The sequence below is a fragment of the Streptomyces endocoffeicus genome (genome assembly GCF_016741935.1).
Classification (GTDB): Bacteria; Actinomycetota; Actinomycetes; order Streptomycetales; family Streptomycetaceae; genus Streptomyces; species Streptomyces endocoffeicus.
Genome location: NZ_JAERRG010000017.1, coordinates 107,979 through 131,995 on the forward strand (window position 1 = coordinate 107,979; position 24,017 = coordinate 131,995).

Here is a 24,017-nt window from a genome sequence, read left to right on the forward strand (position 1 = left end):
GGCATGGGCTCGGGCATGAGCTCAGGCATGCAGCTCCTCCTTCCAGAAGTGGCAGGCGCTGGTCCGTCCGTCGGCCCCGGCGTCCGCCGTCACCTCGTACAGCGGCGGCCGTTCGACGCGGCAGACCTCCTGGGCACGCGGGCAGCGAGGGTGGAAGGGACAGCCGGAGGGCAGGGCGAGCGGGCTGGGCGGCGCGCCCTTGATCGCGTAGAGCCGCTCGCCGCGGTCGTCCACGCGCGGCACGGAGTCCAGCAGTCCGCGGGTGTACGGGTGGGCGGGGCGGCGGTAGAGGTCGCGCACCGGCGCGGTCTCCACGATCCGGCCCGCGTACATCACGGCGATGGTGTCGGCCACGTCCGCGACCACGCCCAGGTCATGGGTGATGAGGACGAGCCCCATCGCGTACTCCCGGCGCAACTCCGCGAGCAGCTCCATGACCTGGGCCTGAACGGTGACGTCCAGCGCGGTCGTCGGCTCGTCGGCGATGATCAGGTCCGGCTCCAGCGCCATCGCCATGGCGATCATGATGCGCTGGCGCATCCCGCCGGAGAACTGATGCGGATAGTCCCCGGCCCGCTGCCCCGCCGCCGGGATGCGGACCCGGTCCATCAGCTCGACGGCCCGCCGCCGGGCGTCCCTGCGGGACATCCCGCGGTGCACCTCGTACATCTCGGCGAGCTGGGCGCCCACGGGAAGCACCGGGTTGAGGGCGGAGAGCGCGTCCTGGAAGATCATCGCCAGCGCGGCGCCCCGGATCCGGCGGCGCTCCTCCGCGCCCATGGTCAGCAGGTCCCGCCCCCGGAACAGCACCTGGCCGCCGGTGACCCGGCCGGGTGGGGAGTCGAGGATGCCCATGACCGCCTGGGCGGTCACCGACTTGCCGGAGCCCGACTCGCCCAGCACGGCCAGCGTCCGACCGGCGTCGACGGCGTACGAGACGCCGCCGACGGCCTCGGCGATCCCGTCCCGGGTGCGGAATTCCACGCGCAGGTCCCGTACGTCCAGCAGGCGGGCCGCCATGGCTAGCGCAGCTTGGGGTCGAGGGCGTCGCGCACCGCGTCGCCGAGCATGATGAACGCGAGCACCGTGATGGACAGCGCCCCGGCCGGCCACAGCAGCATGTGCGGGGCGTTGCGGATCTGGGTCGCGGCCGAGGAGATGTCGATCCCCCAGGAGACGGTGGGCGGTTTGAGCCCCACGCCGAGGAACGACAGCGTGGCCTCCAGCGAGATGTAGGTGCCCAGTGCGATGGTCGCGACGACGATCACGGGCGCCACGGCGTTGGGCGCGATATGGCGCAGCAGCGTCCGGCCGCTGCTCGCGCCGAGCACCCGCGCCGCCTGCACGTAGTCGTGTTCCTTGACGGTCACCACCGAGCCGCGCGCGATCCGGGAGATCTGCGGCCAGCCCAGCAGCACGATGAAGCCCACCACCGGCCAGACCGAGCCGCTGGTGACCACCGACAGGAAGACCAGCCCGCCCAGCAGGATCGGGATGCCGAAGAAGACATCGGCGATCCGCGAGAGCAGCGTGTCCCACCAGCCGCCGAAGTACCCGGCGAGCCCGCCCAGCACGCTGCCCAGCAGCGCCGCGCCGAGAGTGGCGCAGATGCCGACGGTGATGGAGGCGCGGGCGCCGTAGACCGTGCGGGTGTAGACATCGCGGCCCTGGAGGTCGTAGCCGAAGGGGTGGCCGGGGGCCGGGCCGTCCTGCGCCCTGGCCAGGTCGCCGTGGTACGGGTTTCCGCTCGCGATCAGCTGCGGCCAGATCGCGATCAGGACGAGGAAGACGATGATCAGTGCGGAGGCGACGAAGACCGGGTTGCGGCGCAGATCGTGCCAGGCGTCGGTCCACAGCCCCCGTCCGGTGGGCGCGGCCGGTCCGCCGGAGCGGCGGCCGGGCTCCCCGCGCCAGGGGAGCGCGAGGCGCCAGGGGCCGCGCCGTGGCCCGCCCTTCAGGGGCTGGGGGCCGGAGGCGGGGAGGTCCATCGGACCACCACCGACACCGCCACCACCGCCACCACCACCACCACGGCCGCCGGCCGGTGCGATCGCCTCGGTCATGTCATAGCGCGGGTCAAAGGGCTCAGGCATACCGGATCCTCGGGTCGAGCACGGCGTAGAGGAGGTCGACGAGCAGATTGGCGAGCAGGAAGACGATCACCAGGACGGTCACGAAGCCGACGACGGTCGGCGAGTTCTGGCGCAGGATGCCCTGGTAGAGCTGGTAGCCCACGCCGTGGATGTTGAAGATCCGCTCGGTGACGATGGCCCCGCCCATGAGCGCTCCGATGTCCGTGCCGATGAAGGTCACCACCGGGATCAGCGAGTTGCGCAGCAGATGGCGGGTGACGATCCGGTGGCGCGGCAGCCCCTTGGCGACGGCGGTGCGGACGTAGTCGGCGCGGGCGTTCTCCACGATGGAGGTACGGGTGAGACGGGTGGTGTACGCGAGCGACACCAGCCCCAGCACCACCCCGGGCAGCAGCAGCTCGTTCAGCGGCGCCTCCGGGGAGACCGACGGCCTGGCCCAGCCCCAGCTCACGCCGAACAGATACTGCAGCACCGTGCCGCTGACGAACGTCGGGACCGAGACCACGACGAGGGTGAGCAGCAGCACCGAGGTGTCAAGACCCCGGCCCCGGCGCAGCCCGCTCAGGACGCCCAGGGTGAGGCCCAGCGCCATCTCGAAGGCGACCGCGACGAGGGTGAGCCGGAGGGTGACGGGGAACGCGCTCGCCATCAGCTCGGTCACCGGCTGCCCGTTGAAGGCCGTACCGAAGTGGCCGCTGAAGATCTGCCCCATGTAGTGCGCGTACTGCCGCCACAGCGGCTCATCCAGATAGAGGTCCTTACGGATCCGGGCGGCGGTGGCGGGGTCGGGGGCCTTGTCGCCGAAGAGCGCGGCCACCGGGTCGCCGAGCGCGTACACCATGAAGAAGATCAGGAACGTGGAGCCGATGAAGACCGGGATCATCTGCAGCAGCCGCCGCAGCGCATAGCGGCCCATGGCTCAGCCGACCCTGATCTGCGAGTAGACCGGCACGCTGAACTGATTGAGCGCCACCTCGCTGAGCCGCCGCGAATAGCCCGCGCTGCCGTTCTGGTACCACAGCGGGATCGCGGGCATCCGCTCGGCGAGGATCTTCTCCGCGTCCCGGAAACCGGCGACGGCCCGGCCGTCGGCGGAGGCGGCGTTGGCCTGGTTGACCAGCCGGTCGAAGCCGGTGTCGCTGAAGTGGCCGTCGTTGGAGGAGGCGCCGGTGTAGTACAGCGGCTGGAGGAAGTTCTGGATCAGCGGATAGTCCATCTGCCAGCCGGCCCGGAACGGCCCGGTCATCTTCTTCCCCGCCATCTTGTTGCGGTAGTCGGCGAAGGTGCCGACCGGTTTGCCGACACAGGCCCGGTCGTTCCGCAGCACGGTGTTGACGCTGTTGCAGACCGCGTCCACCCAGTCCTTGTGGGAGCCGGTGTCGGCGTTGTACGTGATCGTCATCCGGCCGCCGGGCAGCCCGCCGCCCGCCTTGATCAGCTTGCGCGCCCGGACCGGGTCGTAGCGGCAGGCGTCCCCGCACAGCCCCGGCTGATAGCCGCCCTGGCGGCGCAGCACCGGCGAGGTCCAGTCGGTCGCGGGGGTGCGGGTGCCCTGGAAGATCCGCTCGGTGATCTGTGCGCGGTTGATCGCCATCGAGATGCCCCGGCGGACCTTGGCCTTCGCCGGGCCGCTCCAGGTGCGGTCGTACATCGGGAAGGTGAGGGTCTGGATGATCCCGGCGGGCTGGTTGATGTAGCGGTTTCCGAGATCGGAGCGGACGAACTTCAGCTGCTGCGCCGGGACATCGTCGACCAGATCGAGATTGCTCGCCTGGAGATCGGTGTAGGCGGTGTTGCTGTCCGTGTAGACGCGCAGGTCGACGCCCTTGTTACGGGCCTTGTCCGGGCCGGGGTAGCCGTCCCAGGCGCGCAGCTTCATCACCGAGCCCTTGGCGTACGACCGCACCTGGTACGGGCCGTTGCCGATGGGCTTCCTCAGCCAGGCGGCGTGGTCCTCGAAGAACGCCCGGGGCAGCGGCACATAGGCGTTGTAGCCGAGGGTCTTGGGCCAGGTGGAGAACTTCTGGCTGAGCCGGACGGTGAAGGTCCGGTCGTTTCTGACCCGCAGCCCGGAGAGGGCTTTGGCGGTGGGGGCGCCGCCGGAGGCGGGGTGGACCTTGTCATAGCCCTCGATGTACTCGAAGAAGTAGGCGTTGCGCTGCTTGTGGTCGATCCGGGCGCCGTAGTTCCAGGCGTTCACGAAGGACGCGGCGGTGACCTTCTCCCCATTGGCGAACCGCCGGCCCTTCTTGAGGGTGATGGTGTAGTTCCGCTGGTCGGAGCTCTCGATCCGCTCCGCGAGCGCGTTCTTGGCCTCGCCGGTCCTCGGGTCGTAGCGCTTGAGCCCCCGGAAGATCATGTCGAGGACCTTGCCGCCCTGGACGTCATTGGTGTTGGCGGGCTCCAGCGGGTTGGGGGGATCGCCCCAGGAGGACCGGACGACACCGGCGTCGGAACCGCCGCCCCCGCCGCCGCAGGCGGTCATGGTGGTCGCGGTGGTCGCGGCCGTAACGATCAGAACGACGGCGCGTACGGAATGCCGGGCGCGCAGGGGATACGGGGCTCCGCGACGCATGGCGCCTCCCGACGATCCGGTCCAAGATCGGCCTTACGGGGCATCCGGCGGATCTCTCCCCCTCCCTCCGCCTCCCAGACCCCGGGGTCCAGGGGCGAGGCCCCTGGTTTCGGGAAGGGGCGGGGAGGGGACTAGCCCGCCGCAGGCGGCAAGATCCGTCGGACTCCACCTAGGCCCATCTGACATCCGCCGGGGCGACGGCGCACGTCGATGACCGCTGTCCGGGGTGGCGAGGCCGGAGGGGAGGGAAGTAGGTGTGCCATCGGGCGTCGCTTCCGCGACCTGCGCTGACCGCCGCCCACCGTGGCGAGACCGACCGTGGCGAGACCGACCGTGCCGAGACCGGCCTCGGGGAACGTCACTTCGTCAGGATCGCGCTCGCGACCACATCGAAGAGGTGATCGGCGCGCGACGCGAGCGAGGGTTGATCGCCGAGCCAGGCGAGGGCCGCGATCAGCGCGAAGAGATCGGTGCCATCGATGTCGGTCCGCGCCGTGCCCGCGGCCTGGGCACGGGCGAGGAGCCGCGTACCGGCCGCGCGCAAGGTGACGCACGAAGCGTGGAGTGCGGATTCGGTGTCCTCGATGGCGGCTGCCATCAGCACGGTCACGCCCCGGTACTCGGTTGTCCACGCGACGCAGTCGCGCAGCCACGAAACGAGAGCGTCTTCGGGCGAGCCCGCCGTTTCGAGTTCGCCCGCCCTTGTCGTCAGCTCGTCGAAGCTCGTGTGGAGCAGGGCCTCCAGCAGCGCCTCGCGCGTCGGAAAGTGCCGGAGCAGCGTCGCGAGCCCCACACCGGCCTTGCGTGCGATGTCGCGCAGCGACGCGTCGACGCCCTGCTCGGTGAGGACGGTGCCCGCGACTGCGAGCAGGTGGTCACGGTTCTTCTTGGCGTCGGCCCGCATCTGCCCCTCTTGACTATCCGGACCAGTGGTCCATATATTCGGATCAGTGGTTCGGATATATGGACCACTGATCCGTTCAGCGTATCCCCTGGCAGGGGCAGGAGAAAATAATGTCGACACACACGATGCGGGCGATCCGGCTGCACGACTTCGGCGGCCCCGAGGTGCTGCGTCATGAGGAGGCGCCGGTCCCCGTACCGGGGCCGGGCGAGGTGCTCGTCCGCGTGCACGCGGTCGGTATCAACCCTCCCGACTGGTACGCGCGCGAGGGAATGCCCGACGTACCTCCCGAGCTCAAGCCCCCGTTCGAGCTCCCCCTGATTCCGGGGACCGACGTCTCGGGCGTCGTGGCGGCCGTCGCCCCCGATGTCACCGGCTTCGCGGCCGGAGACGAGGTGATCGGCCTGCTGCGCTTCCCCACCGCCCTCCAGGGCAGCGCGTACGCCGAGTACGTCACCGCGCCGGCGTCCGACCTCGCCCGCAAGCCGGCCGCCGTCGACCATGTGCGGGCCGCCGGGCTGCCCATGTCGGGGTTGACGGCGTGGCAGTACTTGATCGAGCTCGGGCACGACCATCCCTCGCCGTTCCAGGAGGCCCGGCACCGTCCGATGGCACTCGACGGCGGGAGCACGGTGCTCATCAACGGCGCCGCCGGTGGCGTGGGGCACCTCGCTCTCCAGCTGGCCAAGTGGAAGGGGGCCCGCGTCATCGCCGTGGCCTCCGGCGCCCATGAGACGTTCCTGCGCGAGCTCGGCGCCGACGAGTTCATCGACTACACCAAGGACCGGCCCGAGGCGGCCGCCCGTGACGTCGATCTCGTCCTGGACACCGTCGGCGGCCCCGACAGCAGGCGCTTCCTGCGCACCCTCAGGCGCGGCGGGTCCCTCTACCCGGTGTACTTCGGCGAGTTCGACGACGAGGAGAACGCGAAGCTGGGCGTCACGGTCACGGCCACCCAGGTCCGCTCGAGCGGTGCGCAACTCGCCGAACTGGGGCTCCTGCTCGACGCGGGCACGGTTCGCGTCGCGGTGGACAGCACGTTTCCGCTCGCCGATGCCCGAGCGGCGCACGAACGCGCCGCCCGAGGGCATATCCAAGGCAAGATCGTGCTCACGGTCGCCTAGGAGCGAGCCGTTCGGCCGCGTGGCGAAGGCGGAGGCATCGCTGCTCGGGAGGGGTCCCGGGCGGTCTTGAGCGGGTGGGGTTCACCCGCAAGAGGGTCACCAGGGACGCGGGGCCACCTCGACGCCGACCGGCTGGAGGGCGAGGGCCGGGCGGGGGTGGACGTGGTCCGGGGTGGTCAGCTCCAGCCGGAAGCGGCGCCAGATGTCGGCCACCAGGTGGACGGTCTCGGTGGTGGCCACGGCGGCTCCCACACAGACGCGCGGGCCGAGCCCGAAGGGGAAGTACGAGCCGCGGGGCACCGAGGAGGGGCCGTCGCCCAGCCAGCGCTCGGGGCGGAACGCCTCGGCCTCCTCCCAGAAGCGCGGATCGCGGTGGGCCACCCACTGGCTGACGGTGACGGTGGTCCCGGCGGGGATGAGATAGCCGCCGAAGTCGAGGTCCTCCCTCGCGTCCCGGCTGGTCAGCCAGACCGGCGGGTACAGGCGCAGCGCCTCGCGGACGACGGCGTGGGTGTAGGGCAGGGCCTCCATCCGGGACAGCCCGGCGGGGGTGGTGGCGAAGGCGGCGTCGGCCTCGGCCCGCACCCGCTCGGCGATCCGGGGGTGCCGGGCCAGCAGGACGCTCGTCCAGACCACCGCGTCATTGGTGGTCTCGAAGCCCGCCATGATCAAGGTGGCCAGCTCGTCCCGGAGTTCCTCGGGTGAGGGGGCGGGGGCGCCGTGGACGAGGGCGTGCAGCACGGGAGCGCGCTCCGGGTCGTTCGCGGCGGGGGAGACGGCCAGGGCGTGCAGGGTGCGGTCGATGCGGGCCATCGAGCGGCGGATGCGCAGCTTGCGCGGGGTCGGCACCCACTCGGGCAGCAGCACGGGCGAGGTCGACAGGTCCATGATGGGCGCCACCAGCCGGGCCACTTCGGCGGTGTCCCGATCGCTGAACTCGTCCCCGAACATCAGCTGGGTGACCAGCCGCAGGGTCACCACGGCGATGTCGTCCTGGAGCGTACGGGCCTGGCCGGGGCGCCAGGTGCGCAGCAGCTTCTCGCCCTGGGCGTCGACGATTTCGGCCGCCCGGGTGGACAGCGACCGCCCGAACGCCGGTTGCAGCCGGTGCCGTTTCGCCTTCCACCGGTCGCCGTCGCTGTTCATGGTGGAGTGCGGAAAGCCCTGCCGCCGCGAGCCGCGCCGGGTGTCCGCACTGGCCTTGGAGAACAGGGAGTCCCGGTCGACCAGCATCTTCTCCACGTCGCCGGGGTCGGTCAGCAGCACGTTGTTCTCGCCGAGCCGGACCACGTCGCCGTACCGGCGCGAACAGTCGGTCAGAAAGCTCAGCGGATCGGAGGAGAAGGCGTGCAGATTGCCGAGGTATTTGTCCCCGGCGGGGCCCGGCAGGTCGGTGCGGTAAGGAGCGGCGGTCATGGACGTCCCCTCGGATCGTGGCCGACGGCGGTGGCCGCGGCATCGAACGCCGCGGCCACCGCCTGCTCTCCCGCGCCGGTTTAGTAGTACGAGTAAGGCAGCGTGAGACGGTCCTTACGAGTGAGCCGGGCGAAGAGCGCTCCGGTGAGGATCAGCTTGCGCATGGCGAACACCTCCCTCTCGTTGGGGGCCGGACGCAGTGAGGCCACTGTGCCGACATGCGCTAGACAGTAAATATCCGCCGCAGAACTATCAAGAGTTGACAATTTCCATCAGAAGGTAGTGGATCGCTTAATTCCTTTTACCCGGTGGGTTATCCGCGTTTACCAGTTATCGAAAGGCGCTTCATTGTGTGAGTTCGCTTATGATCACGACGTGTCGCAGAACGACCCGCAGAACGACCTTCAGCGCATCATCGACTTCCGGATCTCCTTCGCCCGCCGACAGGCCGGTGAAGTGCGGGAGGTGCCGGGCGGTTTTCTGGTGCTGCACCGGGAGTACGAACGCTCCCATGAGCACAATCAGCTCCATATCACCGGGCCCGCCGATCCCGAGGGGCTGCCCGCGCTCGCCGATGAGGTCATGGCCTTCCTGCCGCACCGCCGGATCACGGTCCATGACGAGGCCCTGGGCCTGATCGCTGTGCCCGCGCTCGAACGGGCCGGGTACACCCATGTCACCGAGGTGCTGATGGTCCACACCGGGCCGGTGCCGGCGGCCGGGGCGGCCGATGTGGTGGAGCGGGAGCTGGGGCCGGATCCGCACGGGCCGCTGCGGCGGGCGGTGACGGCGCAGCAGTGGCGGTGGATGCCGGACGCGGACGAGAAGACCGTGCACGACCTCGTGGACCGGCGCGCCGCCCGGCGGGCCGGGGCCGAGGAGGTGCTCTTCCTCGCCGCCCATGACGACAGCGGCGAGATCGCCTCCTGGGCCGATCTGTATCTGGAGCCCTCCGCCGGGGTCGCCCAGATCGAGGAGGTGGCGACCGCCGAGCCGTATCTGCGCCGCGGCTACGCCGACGCCGTCCTGGCCGACGCGCTGCGCCGCGCGGCCGCCGCGGGGTGCGCGCTGCGGTTCCTCGTCGCCGACCAGGACGACTGGCCGCTGCGCTGGTACGGCCGCCGCGGGTTCACCGCCGTCGGGCGGGTGCATTCCTTCTCGCGGTTCTGAGGCCCTGGTTCAGCTTGTTACGGCTCCTTGTGCGGCGGGGCCTCCGACTCCGCCGCGATGAGCGCCGGGTCCAGCACCACGTCCTCCTCGCGGGCCTCGAGCGTCGGGTCCTCGGGGAAGTGGCAGGCGGACAGGTGGCCCTCGCGGTTGCCGTCCAGGCGGATGAGCGGCGGCTCCTCCCGCGCGCATTTGTCCTGGGCCTTCCAGCAGCGGGTGCGGAAGCGGCAGCCGGAGGGCGGGTTGATGGGGGAGGGGACGTCCCCGGCGAGCCGGATGCGCTCGCGGCGGGTGGTCCCCGCGGCGTCCGGGCCGTCCTCGGCCTCCTCGGCCATCACCACCGCCGCGTCCGGCACCGCGGACAGCAGTGCGTGGGTGTACGGGTGGCGGGGGCGGTGGTAGATGGACTCGCGGTCGCCCACCTCGACCACCTTGCCCAGGTACATCACGGCGACGCGCTGCGAGAAGTGGCGTACGACGGCGAGGTCATGGGCGATGAACAGGAAGGCGATGCCCAGCTCCCGCTGGAGTTTCTGGAGCAGATTGACGACCTGCGCCTGGATGGAGACGTCCAGTGCCGAGACCGGCTCGTCGGCGACGATCAGCTTGGGCTCCAGGGCGAGCGCGCGGGCCACGCCGATGCGCTGGCGCTGGCCGCCGGAGAACTCGTGCGGGAAGCGGTTGTAGTGCTCGGGGTTGAGGCCCACGATCTCCAGCAGTTCGCGCACCCGGGCCTCGCGGCCGCCCGGCGGATCGATGCCGTTGATCTCCATGGGGCCGGAGATGATGGTGCCGACGGTCTGCCGGGGGTTCAGCGAGGAGTACGGATCCTGGAAGATCATCTGGATCTCGGAGCGGATCGGGGCGAGCTCCTTGCGGCCCGCGCGGGTGATGTCCCGGCCCCGGTAGGTGATGGTGCCGCTGGTGGGTTCCAGCAGCCGGGTCAGCAGCCGGCCCGTGGTGGACTTGCCGCAGCCGGACTCGCCGACCAGCCCGAAGCTCTCCCCGGCGTGCACGGTCAGATCGACCCCGTCCACCGCCTGCACGGCCCCGACCTTCCGTTTGAACGGAAAGCCGCCCATGATCGGGAAGTGTTTGGTCAGCCGCTCGGTGACCAGGAGGGGTTCGGGTGTACCCGACTCGATGCTCATGCGTCAGCGCTCCTAAGCCCTGGTCCCTAGCCCAGCCGGGGCTTGATCTGCTCGGTGAAGAGGGTCTGTTTCCGCTCGGCGCCCAGATGGCAGGCGGCGCCGCGGCCGTCCGGCAGCGACGGCCGCTCGGTGGCGCAGCGGTCGCCCGACACCTGGTCGGTGTAGCGGCACCGCGGGTGGAAGGGGCAGCCCGGCGGGGGGCTGAGCAGGCTCGGCGGGGAGCCGGGGATGGGGCTCAGCGGTTCGTCCACGGCGGAGGTCAGCCGCGGCATGGAGCTCAGCAGCCCCCAGGTGTACGGGTGCTGGGGCGCCCGCAGCACCTCGCGGACCGTACCGCGCTCCACGGCCCGGCCCGCGTACATCACCAGCAGATCGTCGGCGGTGTTGGCCACCACGCCCAGGTCATGGGTGATGAGGATGATCGCGGAGCCGAACTCCTGCTGGAGGTCCTTGAGCAGGTCGAGGATCTGGGCCTGGACGGTGACGTCGAGGGCGGTGGTCGGCTCGTCGGCGATCAGCAGGTCGGGGTCGCAGACCAGCGACATCGCGATCATCGCGCGCTGCCGCATCCCGCCGGAGAACTGGTGCGGATAGTCGTCCACCCGCAGCCGCGGGTTGGGGATGCCGACCTTCTCCAGCATCTGGATCGCCCGGGAGCGGGCCTCGCTCTTGGAGGCGCCGGTGTGCTTGCGGTACGGCTCGGCGATCTGGCGGCCCACGGTGTAGTACGGCGACAGGGCGGTCAGCGGGTCCTGGAAGATCATCGCCATGGTGTTGCCGCGCAGCCGCTCCAGGGTGCGCTCCGGCGCGCCGGTCAGCTCCTGCCCGTCCAGCAGGATCTCGCCGCTGACGGTGGTGGTGCGCGGGTCGTGCAGGCCCAGGACGGTGAGGTTGGTGACGGACTTCCCGGAGCCGGACTCGCCCACGATGCCGAGCGTCCGGCCGCGTTCGAGGTCGAAGGAGAGGCCGTCGACGGCCTTGACGATCCCGTCCTCGGTGGCGAACCGGACGTACAGATCGCGTACGGACAGGAAGGCGCCGCCGCCGGGGGCCGGTGGCGGCGTCGCGCCGTCGTCGGGCTTGGTGAGTGTGGTCATCTCGGCAGCTCCGGGTCTGTCAGGCGAGGCGCACGCGCGGGTCGATGAAGGCGTAGGCGGCGTCGACCAGGATGTTGAACACCACGATGGCCGCGGAGCTGACCAGCATCACGCCCATCAGCATCGGCAGATCGGTGAGCTGGACGGATTCCACCGCCAGCCGTCCGATGCCGTGCAGGGTGAAGGTGTACTCGGTGACCATGGCCCCGCCGAGGAGCGATCCGAGGTCGATGCCGAAGATGGTGATGATGGGGGCGATGGCGCCGCGCCAGGCGTAGCGGAAGAAGACCGTGCGGCTGGAGAGCCCCTTGGCCCTCGCCGTGCGGACATGGTCCTCCTGCAGCTGCTCGACCATCTGGGAGCGGGTCATCCGGCTGTAGTTGGCCATGAAGATCAGCGAGAGCACCACCCAGGGCAGCAGCATCCCGCTGAACCACTTCGCCGGATTCTCGGTGAAGGGGTAGTAGGCGGGCTGGTCCATGATGCCCAGCCCGCTGACGAACCAGGCCAGGGCGAGCACCCCGACGAAGTAGATCTGCATCGATGCGCCGAGCAGCGACAGCGAGCTGAAGAACTTGTCGATCCAGGTGCCGCGCCGCCAGGCCGCGATCATGCCGATGCCGATCCCGCAGACCAGGAAGACGGCGGCGCCGCCGACGGCGAGCGAGAGGGTGGTCGGGAAGCGGTCGACGATGGTGCTCCAGACCGGCTCCTGGCTGACGAAGGAGTAGCCGAAGCAGGGTGCCGCGCAGTGCCCCACGGCGAAGTCCCGCCCGGCGACGATCCCCACCATGAACTTCCAGTACTGGACCGGCACCGGCTGGTCCAGGCCCAGATTCTTGTTGATCATGGCGAGCGAGGTGGGGTCGCAGTTCTTGCCGCAGGCGAGCCGGGCCGGTTCGGCGGGCAGGGCGAAGAAGAGGAAGAACGTGATCGCGCTGATCAGGATCAGGATCACGATCGCGCCGAGGGACCGGCGGGCGAGGAATCTCAACATGACGTCGGTGATCTTCCGCTAGGGGCGGGTCCCGGCCGCGTCCGCCGGAGCGGACGCGGCCGGGTGCCGCGCTGCCTGGGTGCGGCCGCGGCTACGTGGCGAAGACGGCTACTTGATGAAGACGGCCGTCGGGTCCACGGCGCCGTAGACCGTGTTGAACTTCACTCCGCCGATACCCGAGCCCCAGAGGGTGAACAGCCGGTTGTAGAAGGTCGGGACGGCGGGGATGTCATCGGTGAGGATCTTCTCGCTGAGCTTGATCCAATCCGAGGTGGCCCGGCTCAGATCGCTGACCTTCGTGACCTTGCCGATCTCGTCGTTGACCGACGGGACGTTGAGGTGCGAGTAGTTCGCGGAGTCGTCGTAGACGTTCTCGCCGCCGTACACCGGCGGCACCACGGTCGAGGCGGACGGCCAGTCGGCACCCCACGAGGACCGGTACAGGTCGAATTTGTTCTTGACCTTTCCGATCTGGGTGTAATAGGTCGACTGGTCGATCTCCTTCTTCTGCACCTTGAACCCGGCCCGCTCCAGGGCCTGCTGGACGACCACCGAGGCGTCCTGGTGGGTGTCGCCGTTGCCGTAGGCGTAGACGAGCTCGTAGTTCTCCTTGCCCGCCTCCTTCAGCAGCTCCCTGGCCTTCTTGGCGTTGCCGCCGGGGTACTTCTTCTTCTGGAACGGGTCGAACTTGGGGTCGTAGCCCTTGAGCGTGGGGCCGACCAGCCCGCCGCCGATCTCACCGGCCTTCGGACCGCCGAACTGCTGGAGGTACTGACCGCTGGGGAAGGCCCAGGCGATCGCCTCGCGCACCTTCTTGTCCTTGACCCGATCGGTGTTGATCGAGACGACATCCACATAGGGCTGCGTTTCGGTCAGCGACCGGGACATCGCCTCCTTGTCCTTGAGGACCGTGGAGATCTGCGAGGGGTCCACCGCGTTGGTGAACGTCATCCCGGTCCGGTCGGCCCCCTTGTTCGCCTGGAGCCGGCGGGTGGAGTCCACCCACTGATGGCCGAAGGAGACGTCGAAGGTGTTCACGTACTGATGGCGTATCGAGTCGGTCTTGGGGTCCCACTGGTCGTTCTTGACGAACTGGATGCCCTTGCCCGGCTTGAAGTTCCGGATCTTGTACGGGCCGGAGGCCAGCGGGGCCTTGTCGTACTTCTGCTTGGTGTCCTTGCCCGGCGGCACCGCGCCGATGTTCGGCATGGCGACCGCGAACGGCACCTCGGCGCGCGGCTGGTCGAAGTGGAAGACGATGGTCTTGTCGTCCGGGGTGTCCAGCACCGACTTGGGCAGGTGCTTGCCCTTGTAGGGGCCGTCCGGAAGCGCCTTGCGGTACTTCTGGCCCTCACCGGAGAGCCACTGCTGGAGATAGGTCGGCCCGGCGGCCTCGAACGGCGCGTAAAGCCGCTCGACGGCGTGCCGGACGTCCTTGGAGGTGATGGGCGAGCCGTCCTCGAACTTCAGCCCGTCCTTGAGGGTGTACGTCCAGGTGCGGCCGCCGTCGGAGGACTTGCCGGTGTCGGTGGCGAGGTCGCCGACCAGCTTGGCCTTGCCCGTCTTGTCGTCGAACTGGTAGTTCGTCAGCGTCCGGTTGAAGAGCGTCTGCATGATCAGCTCATCGCTGACATAGATCTGCCCCGGGTCCAGATGCTCGAAGGCGTCCCGCTGCAGCACCGTGACGGTGCCGCCCTTCTTGGCGCCCGGCAGGTCCTTGGCCGGTCCGGTGGAGTCGGCGGCGGTGCCGAGGGTGATGTCCTGGGACTCCATCTTGGGCTCGTTCGAATCCTTGGGGTTCGAGCCACCGCCACCGCTGCTGCACCCCGCGAGCGCCAGGGCCCCCGCGGCCAGGGCGACGGCGTAGGTACGGGCTCTGCGACTCTTCTTCGACCGTTCTTCGATGTTCACGTTGCCACTGCACCTGCCTCATCGGACGGAAGACTTGCCGTTCACTGCCTTGGGCCCGCCGGCCCCCCGGTCACCGCGTGGTCTTGGGGTCCATCGCGTCCCGGACCGAGTCCCCGAGCAGGTTGAAGGCGACCACGAAGACCACCATGGCGATGCCGGGGAAGAACATGTAGGTGATGTCGCCCTCGTAGAAGTTCGCGCCCTTGGCGAACATCCGGCCCCAGTCGGGGGTCGGCTCCACCACGCCGACACCGAGGAAGGACAGCGCCGCCTCCGTCGTCACGAAGTTCGGCAGCATCAGCGTGGACTGCACCAGGATGGGCGTGACCAGGTTGGGCAGCAGCTCCTTGCGGACGATCCGCCACGGCGAGGCGCCGGTCACCCTGGCGGCCTCGACGAACTCACGCTCCCTCAGGGACAGCACCTGGCCGCGCAGCAGCCGGGCCAGCTGCATCCAGCCCAGCAGCCACAACACCATCACCAGGGCCGTCACCCGGAAATAGGTGGGCGTCTCCTTCTGCGGGCTGACGAACAGCGCGGTGACCACCGGCATGAAGGCGACGAAGAACAGCTGCTGCGGAAAGGACAGCAGCAGATCGATGAGGCGGCCGAGGAAGTAGTCGGTGCGGCCGCCCGTATAGCCCGCCACCACGCCGATCACGATGCCGGTGAGCGTGGACAGCACGGTCGCGGCCAGCCCGATCAGCAGCGAGGTGCGGATGCCGTAGACGAGCTGGGTCAGCACATCGCGGCCCAGCTTGGGCTCGACGCCGAACCAGAACTCGCCGTCGATGCCGCCGTTGGGCTTCATCGGATAGCCGGTGAGGGGGTCCAGCAGCTCGGGCCGGTCCAGTCCGTAGGTGGTGTACGGATCCTTGCCGTACAGCCAGGCGATCACCGGCGCCAGCACGGCGACGGCGAAGAAGAAAACCACCACGCACGCGGAGATCACACCGGTGCGGTCGCGTCTGAAGCGCCGCCACATCAGCTGGCGGGGCGCCAGACCGGCCGGCGCCTCGCCCTCCGTGCCGCCCGGTGCGGTCTTCTCGACCACGCCGGTCTGGGATGGACTCGTCATCGCGTAGCGTCCCCCCGCACTGGTGTCACACCGTCAACTCGCGTTGTCTATGCGCGTCATGCCGCCGCCCGCTCGCCAGGGTGGTGCATGCGTGTCGGGTTGAGCGGACTTTCGCAATCGGGGAACGGCACAGTCAAGGGTCCGGGGAGGGTGGATGTGCCGCTCATTCGAACCTTGAGCGAACATTTGGCAGATCGAGGTCCGGGCGTGCTTGACAGAGATCCCCCATGGGGGACAAAGCGTGGACTATGGGCAGGAATCGCGTTAACACACCGGCAACTCATCTGTCGCAACACCGATATACGGACGCGTCAGGCTGAACTGCGTACGGCCGTGCGGGTGCCGTGGACCGGCCGGGGCGCGCGATGCCGCCCCGGCCGGTCGCACCACTTCGGGGGGTTCGGCCGGTCATGTCTCCCGGCGGTCTCCGGACGGTCACGATCCGCATTTTTCTTCCACGATCCGTATTTTTCTTCGGCCCGCGACGGTTGCCCGGGGTGCGAGGCGGGGGAGACCTACGGCTATGGGGCAGGGACGGATACTCAACAGCGGAGCGCGCGTCTTCGGGGCGCTCGTCTGCGCGGTTCTCGGGCTGATCTCGCTGGGATGGATCATCCACGACCTGGACAAGGCCGATGAGGCGAACCATCTGTGGTGGACCTGGGCGGGGCTGCCGTTCCGGGCCACCGGCGGGATCTTCGGCTCCTCCCTGCTCGACCTCGCGCTGCTGCTGGTCTACGCGGTCGTCGGGATCACCGCCCTGCGCTCACCGGCCGCCGCGGGCGCGCTCGGCGCGGTCGCGGTGGTGACCGTCGCGGTGCGCCTGCCCAGCCTGTGGAACCTGAACTCCGACTGGCTCCAGGGCATCCCCGGCGACCTGAAGACCCGGGCGAATGCCAGCGCCTGGGCGCAGGTGGTGCTCGCGGGGCTGCTGCTGGCCGTCGTGGCCGCCGCCCGCCGCCCCGCCGACCTCGCCGCCGAGCCCGGCCGGCCGGTCTCGCCCGCCGACCGGCCGCCGGGCCGCCCCGCGCCCGGGGCGGCGGTCGTCGGCGCGCTGTTCCTGGGCGCCATCGGGGCCGTCATGGCCGCCTGGCAGATCTACTGGGCCCAGGAGCGCGGCTGGGAGATCTACAAGTACCTGCTCACCGGCAAGCACACGCTGCCCACCCTGCTCTCGGCGCCCGGTGCCTGGGTCGCGTGGGCGGCGGTGGCGCTGTGTCTGGCCGGAGCGGCCGCCGCGCTCGCGCGCGCCCCGCTGGCGCGCCCGCTGGGGATGGTGGCGGCGGCGCTGGTCACGGTCACGGGGATCAGCGAGGCATCGCTCTACATCAAGCTGGACTATGTGGACCACCTCAGCGATCTGCCGACGGTGGGCGTGCTCAGTGTGCTCACCGGCTTCTTCGAGGCGATCGCGGGGCTGATCGCCCTGATCGTGCTGGCGCGGCGGGGCGTGGACGAGGACGCCGCAGGCCTCGGGGGCGCTCCGGCATACGGCGGCGGCTATGGCGGCTACGACGGGAGCTATGACGGGGGCTACGACCCCCAGGGGCCCGGGGGCTACGGGGACGGCTCCGGGGCCGGGGGCTACGGCGGCGGTTACGGCAACAGCGGCTACGGCGGCGGCTATGGCAACAGCGGTTACGGCAGCGGCGGTTACGCCCCGCCGCCGCCCGCCACTCCGCCGCTGGTGCCCCCGCCGCCCGGCACCCCGCCCACCGCACCCCCGCCGCCGCCCGCACCCCCGGCCCCGCCACCGGGCTGGTGACGGCGGTTCGCGCCCCGAAGGGGCGCGGGGCTGTGTCGATGTGCGGCTCCGCCGCGTGGGCGCGACCAGCCACGACGCAGCCGCAGACGATCGACGGCAGGTCGGGGCGTTTCCAGCGCAGCGCCTACCGAAGGCCGAGGGACCGCTTGAGGAAGTCCACCTGAAGCAGGAGCAGATTCTCCGCGACCTGCTCCTGCGGGGTCATATGGGTCACCCCGGACAGCGGCAGCACCTCATGCGGACGGCCCGCGGCCAGCAGCGCCGAGGAGAGCCGCAGGGTGTGCGCGGCCACCACGTTGTCGTCCGCCAGACCGTGAATGATCATCATCGGCCGGACGGTCTCCGCCGCGCCGGACAGCCCCTCGTCGGTCACCAGCGAGTTGGCCGCGTAGACCTCGGGCTGTTCGTCCGGCAGGCCCAGATACCGCTCGGTGTAGTGGGTGTCGTACAGCCGCAAGTCCGTCACCGGGGCGCCCACCACGCCCGCGTGGAAGACATCGGGGCGGCGCAGCACCGCCAGCGCGGCCAGATAGCCGCCGTAGGACCAGCCGCGGATGGCCACCCGGCCGAGGTCCAGCGGATAGCGCCCGGCGAGCGCCGTCACCGCCTCGACCTGGTCCTCCAGCGTGACCGCGGCCAGGTCGTCGCGCACCGCCTTCTCCCAGGCGGGGGAGCGGCCGGGGGTGCCGCGGCCGTCGGCGACGACCACCGCGAAGCCCTGGTCGGCGAACCACTGCGAGGTGAGATGGGCGTTGTGTGAGGCGATCACCCGCTGGCCGTGCGGGCCGCCGTAGGGGTCCATCAGGACCGGCAGCGGTCCGTCGCCCTCCTGATAGCCGCTCGGCAGCAGCACGGCGCACGGGATGTCCCGCTTGCCCGCGAAGACGAGCTCGGGGCGGGCGGTGATGACGGGCCGCTCCGGGTACGCGTCGAGCTCGGCGAGGCGCTCGGCCGCACCGTGGTCGGCGGGCCGGAGGAGCTCCACGCTCACGCCGGGCCGCTCGAGACCCGTGTACGACAGCGCGATCACCTCACCGCCGCGCACGGCGGAGTGGACCGCGGGGAAGGGCCGCTTGCCGACCGGCTCCCAGCCGCCCTGGTCGCCGCTGCCCCGGAACCAGGCGCGGTGGACGGCGATCTCGCCCGGCTGTTCGGGCAGCGGCGCACCGGCCCCGGGGGAGGCGGAGAACAGCACGTCGTCCGTGCCGATGTCGAGGACCGCGCGCACCTGGAGGGCGCTGGAGGTCAGCTTGCGGTCGCCGACCATCAGGACCCGGGCGCCCCCTTCGTCCGCGACGCGGACGAGTCGTCCGTCTTCGGTCCAGGCCGGCACCCCGGGGAAAAGATCCAGCCAAACCGCGTCCTCGTCCACATGGACCGTGCTGGTCCGGCCGCTGTCGGTGTCCACGGCCAGGTAGAGCTGGCTGCGCTGGTCCCTGGCCTGGACCAGAAGCAGCGGCGGACCGTAGGCCGACCAATGCACCCGCGCGAGGTACGGATAGCGCTCCCGGTCCCACTCGATCTCCGTACGGGAGCCGTCCAGACCGAGCAGAACCAGCCGCACCTCCGCGTTGGCGGTGCCCGCGGCGGGATAGGCGACCTCCGCGGGCTCCCGGCCGGGGTGGGCGGGGTCGGCGATCCACCAGCGCCGTACGGGGGACTCGTCGGCCCTGGCGGCCAGCAGGGCGTCGCTCCGCGGCGACCACCAGAAGCCGCGCGAGCGGTCCATCTCCTCGGCCGCGATGAACTCCGCGAGGCCGTAGGTGACGGAGTCCCCCTCCGGCTCGGCGAGCGCCCGGTCCCCCTCGCCGTCCGCGCCGGTGACCCGCAGCGCCCCGCCCGCCGCGTAGGCGATGTGGCGGCCGTCGGGCGAGGGGCGCGGGTCCACGACCGGGCCGGGGACGCGCAGCTCGCGGGTGGTGCCCGTGGGCAGCTCCGTGGTGAACAGCCGCCCGGAGAGGGCGAAGGCGGCCCGCTCGACCGCGGCGTCCACCGCGTAGCCGACCACCCCGGCCGACCCCTCGCGGCTGCGCTCGCGCCGCGCCCGCTCCTCGGGGGACAGCTGCTCGTCGGCGCCGCCGAGCAGCTCGGCCGGGTCGGCGGCGGGGTACTCGCGCCGCTCTGCGAGGTCGTACACCCACAGCAGGCCGGTCCGGTCGGTGCCCGAGCGGGAGCGCAGGAAGGCGACGCGTGAATCGTCGGGGGCCACGGCGAGGGCCCTCGGTGTTCCGAGGGTGAAACGTTGGGTGCGCGCGTGCTGCCGTGGGAACGAGAGCTGTCCGGTCATAGGGGGAGCGTACGGCTGTCGGATCATCGCGAGGGAGGGTACGGACCGGTAGGCCGGGCGGGTGTTGCCCCTGGCACGGTCCGGCCGGGACCGCGCCGGTGCCAAGCGGCCCCGGGCGTTGGCGAGATGGCGCATAACCAACGAGAAGTAGCCCCCGGGGCCGGGAAGTTCGTGCGATCAGGCATGCGCCCCTGTCATGCTCCCGTGCACCGAGTCATGTGCACACCGCCATAGTTATGATCGATTGCGCATAGTGGGTAGCCCCCCTGTGGCATCTATATGTTGTCCGTCCGAGTGCGTGTAACTGGAGGTGAGCCGCTGTGGCGCTCTCGATCTCGGTGTCAGTGCTGCTGCTGATCATCGTCTTCATGCTCGTGAACAAGGCGGGACTGAAGGCGGTTCATGCGGTCGTCTGTGTCCTCCTCGGCTTCTACCTGGCCAGTTCCTCGGTCGCTCCGACGATCGACGACCTCACCACCAACGTGGCGGACATGATCGGCGGCGTGAAGATCTGACCCCGAGCGGGGCCGGGGTGTGCGACCCATGGGCACGTGTGTGCGAATCGTAGGCTGTGCCCATGACCGTTCTTCCCGCCCGTCGTCTGCTGCTCGTGCACGCACATCCGGACGACGAGTCGATCAACAACGGCGCGACCATGGCGAAATATGCCGCCGAGGGCGCACATGTCACCCTGGTGACCTGCACCCTCGGTGAGGAGGGCGAGGTCATCCCGCCTGCCCTCGCGCATCTCGCCGCCGACCGCGACGACGCGCTCGGTCCGCACCGGATCGGCGAACTCGCCGCGGCCATGGACGCCTTGGGGGTCGGGGACCACCGCTTCCTGGGCGGGCCCGGCCGCTATCGCGACTCCGGAATGATGGGCGCCCCGCAGAACGACCGGCCGGACTGCTTCTGGCGGGCCGATCTGGACGAGGCCGCCGGGCATCTGGTGGCCGTGGTCCGCGAGATCCGGCCACAGGTCCTTGTGGCGTACGACACCAATGGGGGCTACGGCCACCCCGACCACATCCAGGCGCACCGCGTGGCGATGCGCGCCGTGGAGCTGGCCGCCGATCCCGGCTTCCGCCCCGACCTCGGCGAGCCGCACGACATCGCGAAGGTCTACTGGAACTGCGTACCGCGCTCGGCCGTCGAGGAGGGCTTCGCCCAGCTGCGGGCCGAGGGCCGTGACTCCCTCTTCCCCGGCGTCGCCACGGTGGACGACATCCCCGGGGTCGTGGACGACGCGGACGTCACCGCGCTCATCGACGGCGTCCCCCACACCGGGGCGAAGGCCGCGGCGATGCGCGCCCACACCAGCCAGATCGCGGTGGACGGCCCCTTCTTCGCGCTCTCCAACGACCTGGTCCAGCCGATGTTCCTGCACGAGCACTATCAGCTCGTCAAGGGCGAGGCCGGGGCGGACCGCGAGGACGACCTGTTCGCGGGGGTGACGGCATGACGGCCCCGCGCCTGGGCGGATACGCCCTGCTCGCCGTGGCCGGGGCGCTGGTCGGCGCCGCGGGCGCGCTGGTCCAAGCGGCGTGGTTCCCCGGCGGGTTGCTGCTCGCGCTGCTCGCGGTCGCGGGGCTGTGCTATGGCGGGGTCAAGGCCATGGGCGCCCGGATGGGCGGCGGAGTGCCCGCGGGGGCCTGGACGGTGGCCGTGTTGCTGCTCACTTCCTCCCGTCCGGAAGGGGATTTCCTTTTCGGCGCCGGGCTGGGGTCGTACGCTTTCCTCCTCGGCGGGATGTTCATCGGTGTGATGTGTGCCACGCTGCCATTGGTGCCGCAACCTCCTGGCCCGCCGGTCCGACTTGGTAAGTGACGTGACGTTTTTGGCACGACGTCCTCGGCACTCGGAGGCCCATCGGACACACGGCGAAGGGTGCGCCTCGGGCGTACCGGTTGCGGTGATCCGGCGGCCGTCAAGTGCGCGTCCGCACCGCCCAGTATGGTGGTGCCGCCGCCGAGCCGCCCGCGCGAGGTCTGACGGGCGGCGGAGCTAACTGGGAGAACCTGCTTTGAGCCGTGAATCTGACAGTTCGTCCTCCGGGCCCCGGGAGGGAAGCGGCGGTGCCGCCTACCCGTCGGGCACCCCGCCGTACGGATCCCGCCAGTACCCCTCGCCGAACCCCACGCAGGAGGCGCCGCAGGGTGCCGCCGAGGATGGGCAGGCGCGTGCCGCGGCCAAGCCGGAGGAGCCGAAGACCGAGACCACGCTGACGACCCGGATCAAGATCAACATTCCGGGGTCGCGGCCCATTCCGCCGGTGGTCATGCGCACGCCCGTCGCGGAGGACGGCGTACCCGCGCCGCGCTCCGGCGGGGACGACGACGCCGCCGAGCGCACCAGCGCCCTGCCCCGGGTCGACTTCACGCCGACCCCCGAGCGCGGTGTGCCGGCCGAGCCCGGCGGGGCGAACGAGCCCACCGAGGGCCGGGAGCGGAAGAGCGGCAAGGGCGACGGCGAGCGGACCAGCGACTGGTTCGCGCCCCGTAGGCCCAGAAGCGGCTCGTCGGCCACCGGCAGCACCCCCAAGCCGACGGTGCCCCCGGCCCCGGACACCACACAAGGGTTCCCGGCCCCGGACACCACCCAGGGATTCCCCGCGCCCGACACCACACAGGGTTTCCCTTCCCCGGAGACCACGCAGGGATTCCCCTCGCCGGAGACGACGCAGGGATTCCCGGCGCCGGACACCACGCAGGGGTTCCCGGTGCCGCAGCAGGGCGGCGGCCCCGTCGCCGATCTGCCGTACTTCACCGACGCCCAGGCGCCGTCCGGCCACCCCGAGCCGACCGGGCCCACCACCGGCCCGGTCACCGGCGACATGTATCTGCCGCCGTCCGGCCCCGGTGCGGGCCCGCACGACAGCGACCTGCTGGCCGCGCCCGGACCGGGCCCCGCGGGCGGCCCGTACGGCGGTGACCCGACGCCCCCGGGCGGAGTGGGCCCGCTGGCCGGCGGAGGCCCGGCCGGTCAGCCGCCGACCCCGCCGGGCGGCTCGCCGCTGTCCGGCAGCCTCGGCGCCACCACCGGCGTGGGCCCGCTGACCGGCCCCGGTGCGGGCCCCGCGGACCGTCCCGGAGCCGATCCGGCCCCTCCGCTGTTCCGCGACCCCGAGCCCACGCCGACCGGCGGCGTGCCGCCGGAGCAGATCTCCAGCGACACGCTGGTCAGCGGGGTGCCCGTGGTGCCCTCGGCCGAAGGCCGGGCCAAGCCGCCGTCCCCGCCCGTTCCGGGCGGCCCGGGGGCCCCGGCGCCCGGCGGCGACAGCGCCCCGGCGCCGTCCGCCCCGAAGGCCGGTAAGTCCAAGAAGAAGAAGGGCCGGTCCAAGGTCGTCATGGCCGGGGGCCTGCTGTTCGTGATCGCGGGCGGGGCCTACGCGGCCGGTCTGGTGATGAACCACGCCGATGTGCCGAACGGCACCACCGTCCTCGGCGTCGACATCGGCGGCACCTCCAAGGAGGTCGCCGTCGACAAGCTGGACACCGCGCTGGGCAAGCGCACCACCGCCCCGCTGACGGTGTCGGTCGACGGCCAGGAGAAGGAGATCAAGCCCTCCGTCGCGGGCCTGGCGCTCGACACCGAGGCCACGGTCCGGGACGTCGCGGGCCGGGACTACAACCCGGTCACCGTGATCGGCTCGCTCTTCGGCGGCACCCATGAGGCCGAACCGGCGGTCACCGTCGACGAGGAGAAGCTGCGGGACGCCCTGGAGCGGCTCGCGGGCGACTCCGGCACGGCCCGCGAGGGCGGCATCAGCTTCACCTCCGGCAAGGCCGTCCCGGTGTACGGCAAGGAGGGCAAGGGGCTGGACGTGGACAAGGCGGTCAAGGCCGTCTCGGACGGGTTCCAGCTGCGCGCCGAGACCGGCCAGAACAAGGCCATCACCCTGCCGGTCACCATCAAGCGCCCCACGGTCAGCAAGGCCGAGGTGGACCGGAAGCTGAAGACCTTCGGCGAGCCCGCGATGTCGGGGCTGGTCACGGTCCAGACGGACGCCCAGCACTCGATCCCGTTCGGCCCGGACAAGTCGCTGCCGAAGATCCTCTCCATGAAGGTGATCGACGGCAAACTGGTGGAGCACTACGACCTGGCCGTCCTCAAGCAGCTCTACGGCAGCACCTTCGACGGCGTTCTGCTCGAGCGGGGCGATGGCTCCAAGAAGCCCGTCACCCCGGAGGACGTGGAGTCGGCGCTGCGCCAGGCGCTGCTCGGCAAGACGCCCAGCGAGCGCATCGGCGTCATCGGCAAGGACAACTGACCGGGCCCGTCACGCGCGGTCGGACGACGCGGCCCCCGCCCGGCACCGGGCGGGGGCCGCGGCATGTCCCGACCTTTTGGGCTCTGTCCCGACCTTTTGGGCTCTGTCCTTTTCCGGGCCGCGTCACGCCCCCACCCATGACATCTGTCATCCCCAGGTCACGACCGCTGACACTGCCGGGC

Annotated in this window: 20 protein-coding genes; 7 read left to right on the top strand and 13 right to left on the bottom strand. The window is 70.8% G+C overall.

Annotated features, from left to right (window positions below):
- Positions 1 to 21 precede the first annotated feature (21 nt).
- From JK364_RS34115 to JK364_RS34135, 5 genes are all read right to left on the bottom strand, one after another.
- Positions 22 to 1,020 (bottom strand): ABC transporter ATP-binding protein, encoded by a 999-nt coding sequence (locus JK364_RS34115; RefSeq protein WP_201855228.1) that lies wholly within the window; start codon positions 1,018 to 1,020, stop codon positions 22 to 24.
- A gap of 2 nt (positions 1,021 to 1,022) precedes the next feature.
- Positions 1,023 to 2,093: an ABC transporter permease gene (locus tag JK364_RS34120; protein ID WP_201855229.1), complete on the bottom strand. Its 1,071-nt coding sequence runs from the start codon at positions 2,091 to 2,093 to the stop codon at positions 1,023 to 1,025.
- Positions 2,086 to 3,009: an ABC transporter permease gene (locus JK364_RS34125; RefSeq protein ID WP_201855230.1), complete on the bottom strand. Its 924-nt coding sequence runs from the start codon at positions 3,007 to 3,009 to the stop codon at positions 2,086 to 2,088. The genes JK364_RS34120 and JK364_RS34125 overlap by 8 nt, the downstream gene beginning before the upstream one ends.
- Before the next feature lie 3 nt (positions 3,010 to 3,012).
- The gene (locus JK364_RS34130; RefSeq protein WP_372462036.1) at positions 3,013 to 4,668 is read right to left on the bottom strand and encodes a peptide ABC transporter substrate-binding protein; all 1,656 of its coding nucleotides are present in this window, start codon (positions 4,666 to 4,668) and stop codon (positions 3,013 to 3,015) included.
- Positions 4,669 to 5,026: 358 nt separating this feature from the next.
- A complete protein-coding gene (locus JK364_RS34135) occupies positions 5,027 to 5,572 on the bottom strand; it encodes a TetR/AcrR family transcriptional regulator (RefSeq protein WP_201855231.1) in 546 nt (181 codons plus the stop codon).
- 110 nt (positions 5,573 to 5,682) lie between these two features.
- Here JK364_RS34135 and JK364_RS34140 point away from each other — a divergent pair, with 110 nt between their 5' ends.
- Positions 5,683 to 6,696, top strand: a complete 1,014-nt coding sequence (locus JK364_RS34140; RefSeq protein ID WP_201855232.1) for an NADP-dependent oxidoreductase — start codon at positions 5,683 to 5,685, stop codon at positions 6,694 to 6,696.
- 96 nt (positions 6,697 to 6,792) lie between these two features.
- On the opposite strand, the gene JK364_RS34145 is transcribed toward JK364_RS34140, so the two are convergent.
- Both JK364_RS34145 and JK364_RS55750 read right to left on the bottom strand, forming a co-directional pair.
- Positions 6,793 to 8,112 carry a cytochrome P450 gene (locus JK364_RS34145; RefSeq protein ID WP_201855233.1) on the bottom strand — a complete coding sequence of 440 codons (1,320 nt, stop codon included), beginning with the start codon at positions 8,110 to 8,112 and terminating at the stop codon, positions 6,793 to 6,795.
- Positions 8,113 to 8,192: 80 nt separating this feature from the next.
- Positions 8,193 to 8,321 carry a cittilin family RiPP precursor gene (locus tag JK364_RS55750; RefSeq protein WP_230992907.1) on the bottom strand — a complete coding sequence of 43 codons (129 nt, stop codon included), beginning with the start codon at positions 8,319 to 8,321 and terminating at the stop codon, positions 8,193 to 8,195.
- 166 nt (positions 8,322 to 8,487) lie between these two features.
- On the opposite strand from JK364_RS55750, the gene JK364_RS34150 reads away from it, so the two are divergent.
- Positions 8,488 to 9,282, top strand: a complete 795-nt coding sequence (locus tag JK364_RS34150) for a GNAT family N-acetyltransferase (RefSeq protein ID WP_307841458.1) — start codon at positions 8,488 to 8,490, stop codon at positions 9,280 to 9,282.
- 17 nt (positions 9,283 to 9,299) lie between these two features.
- On the opposite strand, the gene JK364_RS34155 is transcribed toward JK364_RS34150, so the two are convergent.
- The 5 genes from JK364_RS34155 to JK364_RS34175 all read right to left on the bottom strand — a co-directional run bounded on the left by JK364_RS34155 (position 9,300) and on the right by JK364_RS34175 (position 15,513).
- Positions 9,300 to 10,430: an ABC transporter ATP-binding protein gene (locus tag JK364_RS34155; RefSeq protein ID WP_201855234.1), complete on the bottom strand. Its 1,131-nt coding sequence runs from the start codon at positions 10,428 to 10,430 to the stop codon at positions 9,300 to 9,302.
- A gap of 26 nt (positions 10,431 to 10,456) precedes the next feature.
- A complete protein-coding gene (locus JK364_RS34160; protein WP_201855235.1) occupies positions 10,457 to 11,527 on the bottom strand; it encodes an ABC transporter ATP-binding protein in 1,071 nt (356 codons plus the stop codon).
- 19 nt (positions 11,528 to 11,546) lie between these two features.
- Entirely contained in the window at positions 11,547 to 12,524 is a 978-nt protein-coding gene (locus JK364_RS34165; protein ID WP_201855236.1) for an ABC transporter permease, read from the bottom strand.
- Positions 12,525 to 12,632: 108 nt separating this feature from the next.
- Positions 12,633 to 14,435, bottom strand: a complete 1,803-nt coding sequence (locus tag JK364_RS34170) for an ABC transporter substrate-binding protein (protein WP_307841459.1) — start codon at positions 14,433 to 14,435, stop codon at positions 12,633 to 12,635.
- Between the two features lie 70 nt (positions 14,436 to 14,505).
- Positions 14,506 to 15,513, bottom strand: a complete 1,008-nt coding sequence (locus tag JK364_RS34175; protein WP_121824778.1) for an ABC transporter permease — start codon at positions 15,511 to 15,513, stop codon at positions 14,506 to 14,508.
- Positions 15,514 to 16,036: 523 nt separating this feature from the next.
- On the opposite strand from JK364_RS34175, the gene JK364_RS34180 reads away from it, so the two are divergent.
- Positions 16,037 to 17,278, top strand: a complete 1,242-nt coding sequence (locus JK364_RS34180; RefSeq protein WP_201855237.1) for a hypothetical protein — start codon at positions 16,037 to 16,039, stop codon at positions 17,276 to 17,278.
- A gap of 124 nt (positions 17,279 to 17,402) precedes the next feature.
- On the opposite strand, the gene JK364_RS34185 is transcribed toward JK364_RS34180, so the two are convergent.
- Positions 17,403 to 19,565 (bottom strand): prolyl oligopeptidase family serine peptidase, encoded by a 2,163-nt coding sequence (locus JK364_RS34185; RefSeq protein ID WP_201855238.1) that lies wholly within the window; start codon positions 19,563 to 19,565, stop codon positions 17,403 to 17,405.
- 320 nt (positions 19,566 to 19,885) lie between these two features.
- Between JK364_RS34185 and JK364_RS34190 the strand changes: the two genes are divergently transcribed.
- The 4 genes from JK364_RS34190 to JK364_RS34205 all read left to right on the top strand — a co-directional run bounded on the left by JK364_RS34190 (position 19,886) and on the right by JK364_RS34205 (position 23,835).
- Complete coding sequence (locus JK364_RS34190; RefSeq protein ID WP_014054695.1) at positions 19,886 to 20,080, top strand: hypothetical protein; 195 nt, start codon at positions 19,886 to 19,888, stop codon at positions 20,078 to 20,080.
- A 62-nt stretch (positions 20,081 to 20,142) separates the two neighbouring features.
- Complete coding sequence (gene mshB / locus JK364_RS34195; protein ID WP_201855239.1) at positions 20,143 to 21,027, top strand: N-acetyl-1-D-myo-inositol-2-amino-2-deoxy-alpha-D-glucopyranoside deacetylase; 885 nt, start codon at positions 20,143 to 20,145, stop codon at positions 21,025 to 21,027.
- On the top strand, positions 21,024 to 21,392 hold the full coding sequence (locus tag JK364_RS34200) for a DUF6113 family protein (RefSeq protein WP_201855240.1): 369 nt from the start codon (positions 21,024 to 21,026) through the stop codon (positions 21,390 to 21,392). The genes mshB and JK364_RS34200 overlap by 4 nt, the downstream gene beginning before the upstream one ends.
- A 196-nt stretch (positions 21,393 to 21,588) precedes the next feature.
- Positions 21,589 to 23,835, top strand: coding sequence for a peptidoglycan binding domain-containing protein (locus JK364_RS34205; protein ID WP_201855241.1), 2,247 nt, complete (start codon positions 21,589 to 21,591; stop codon positions 23,833 to 23,835).
- Positions 23,836 to 24,017 lie beyond the last annotated feature (182 nt).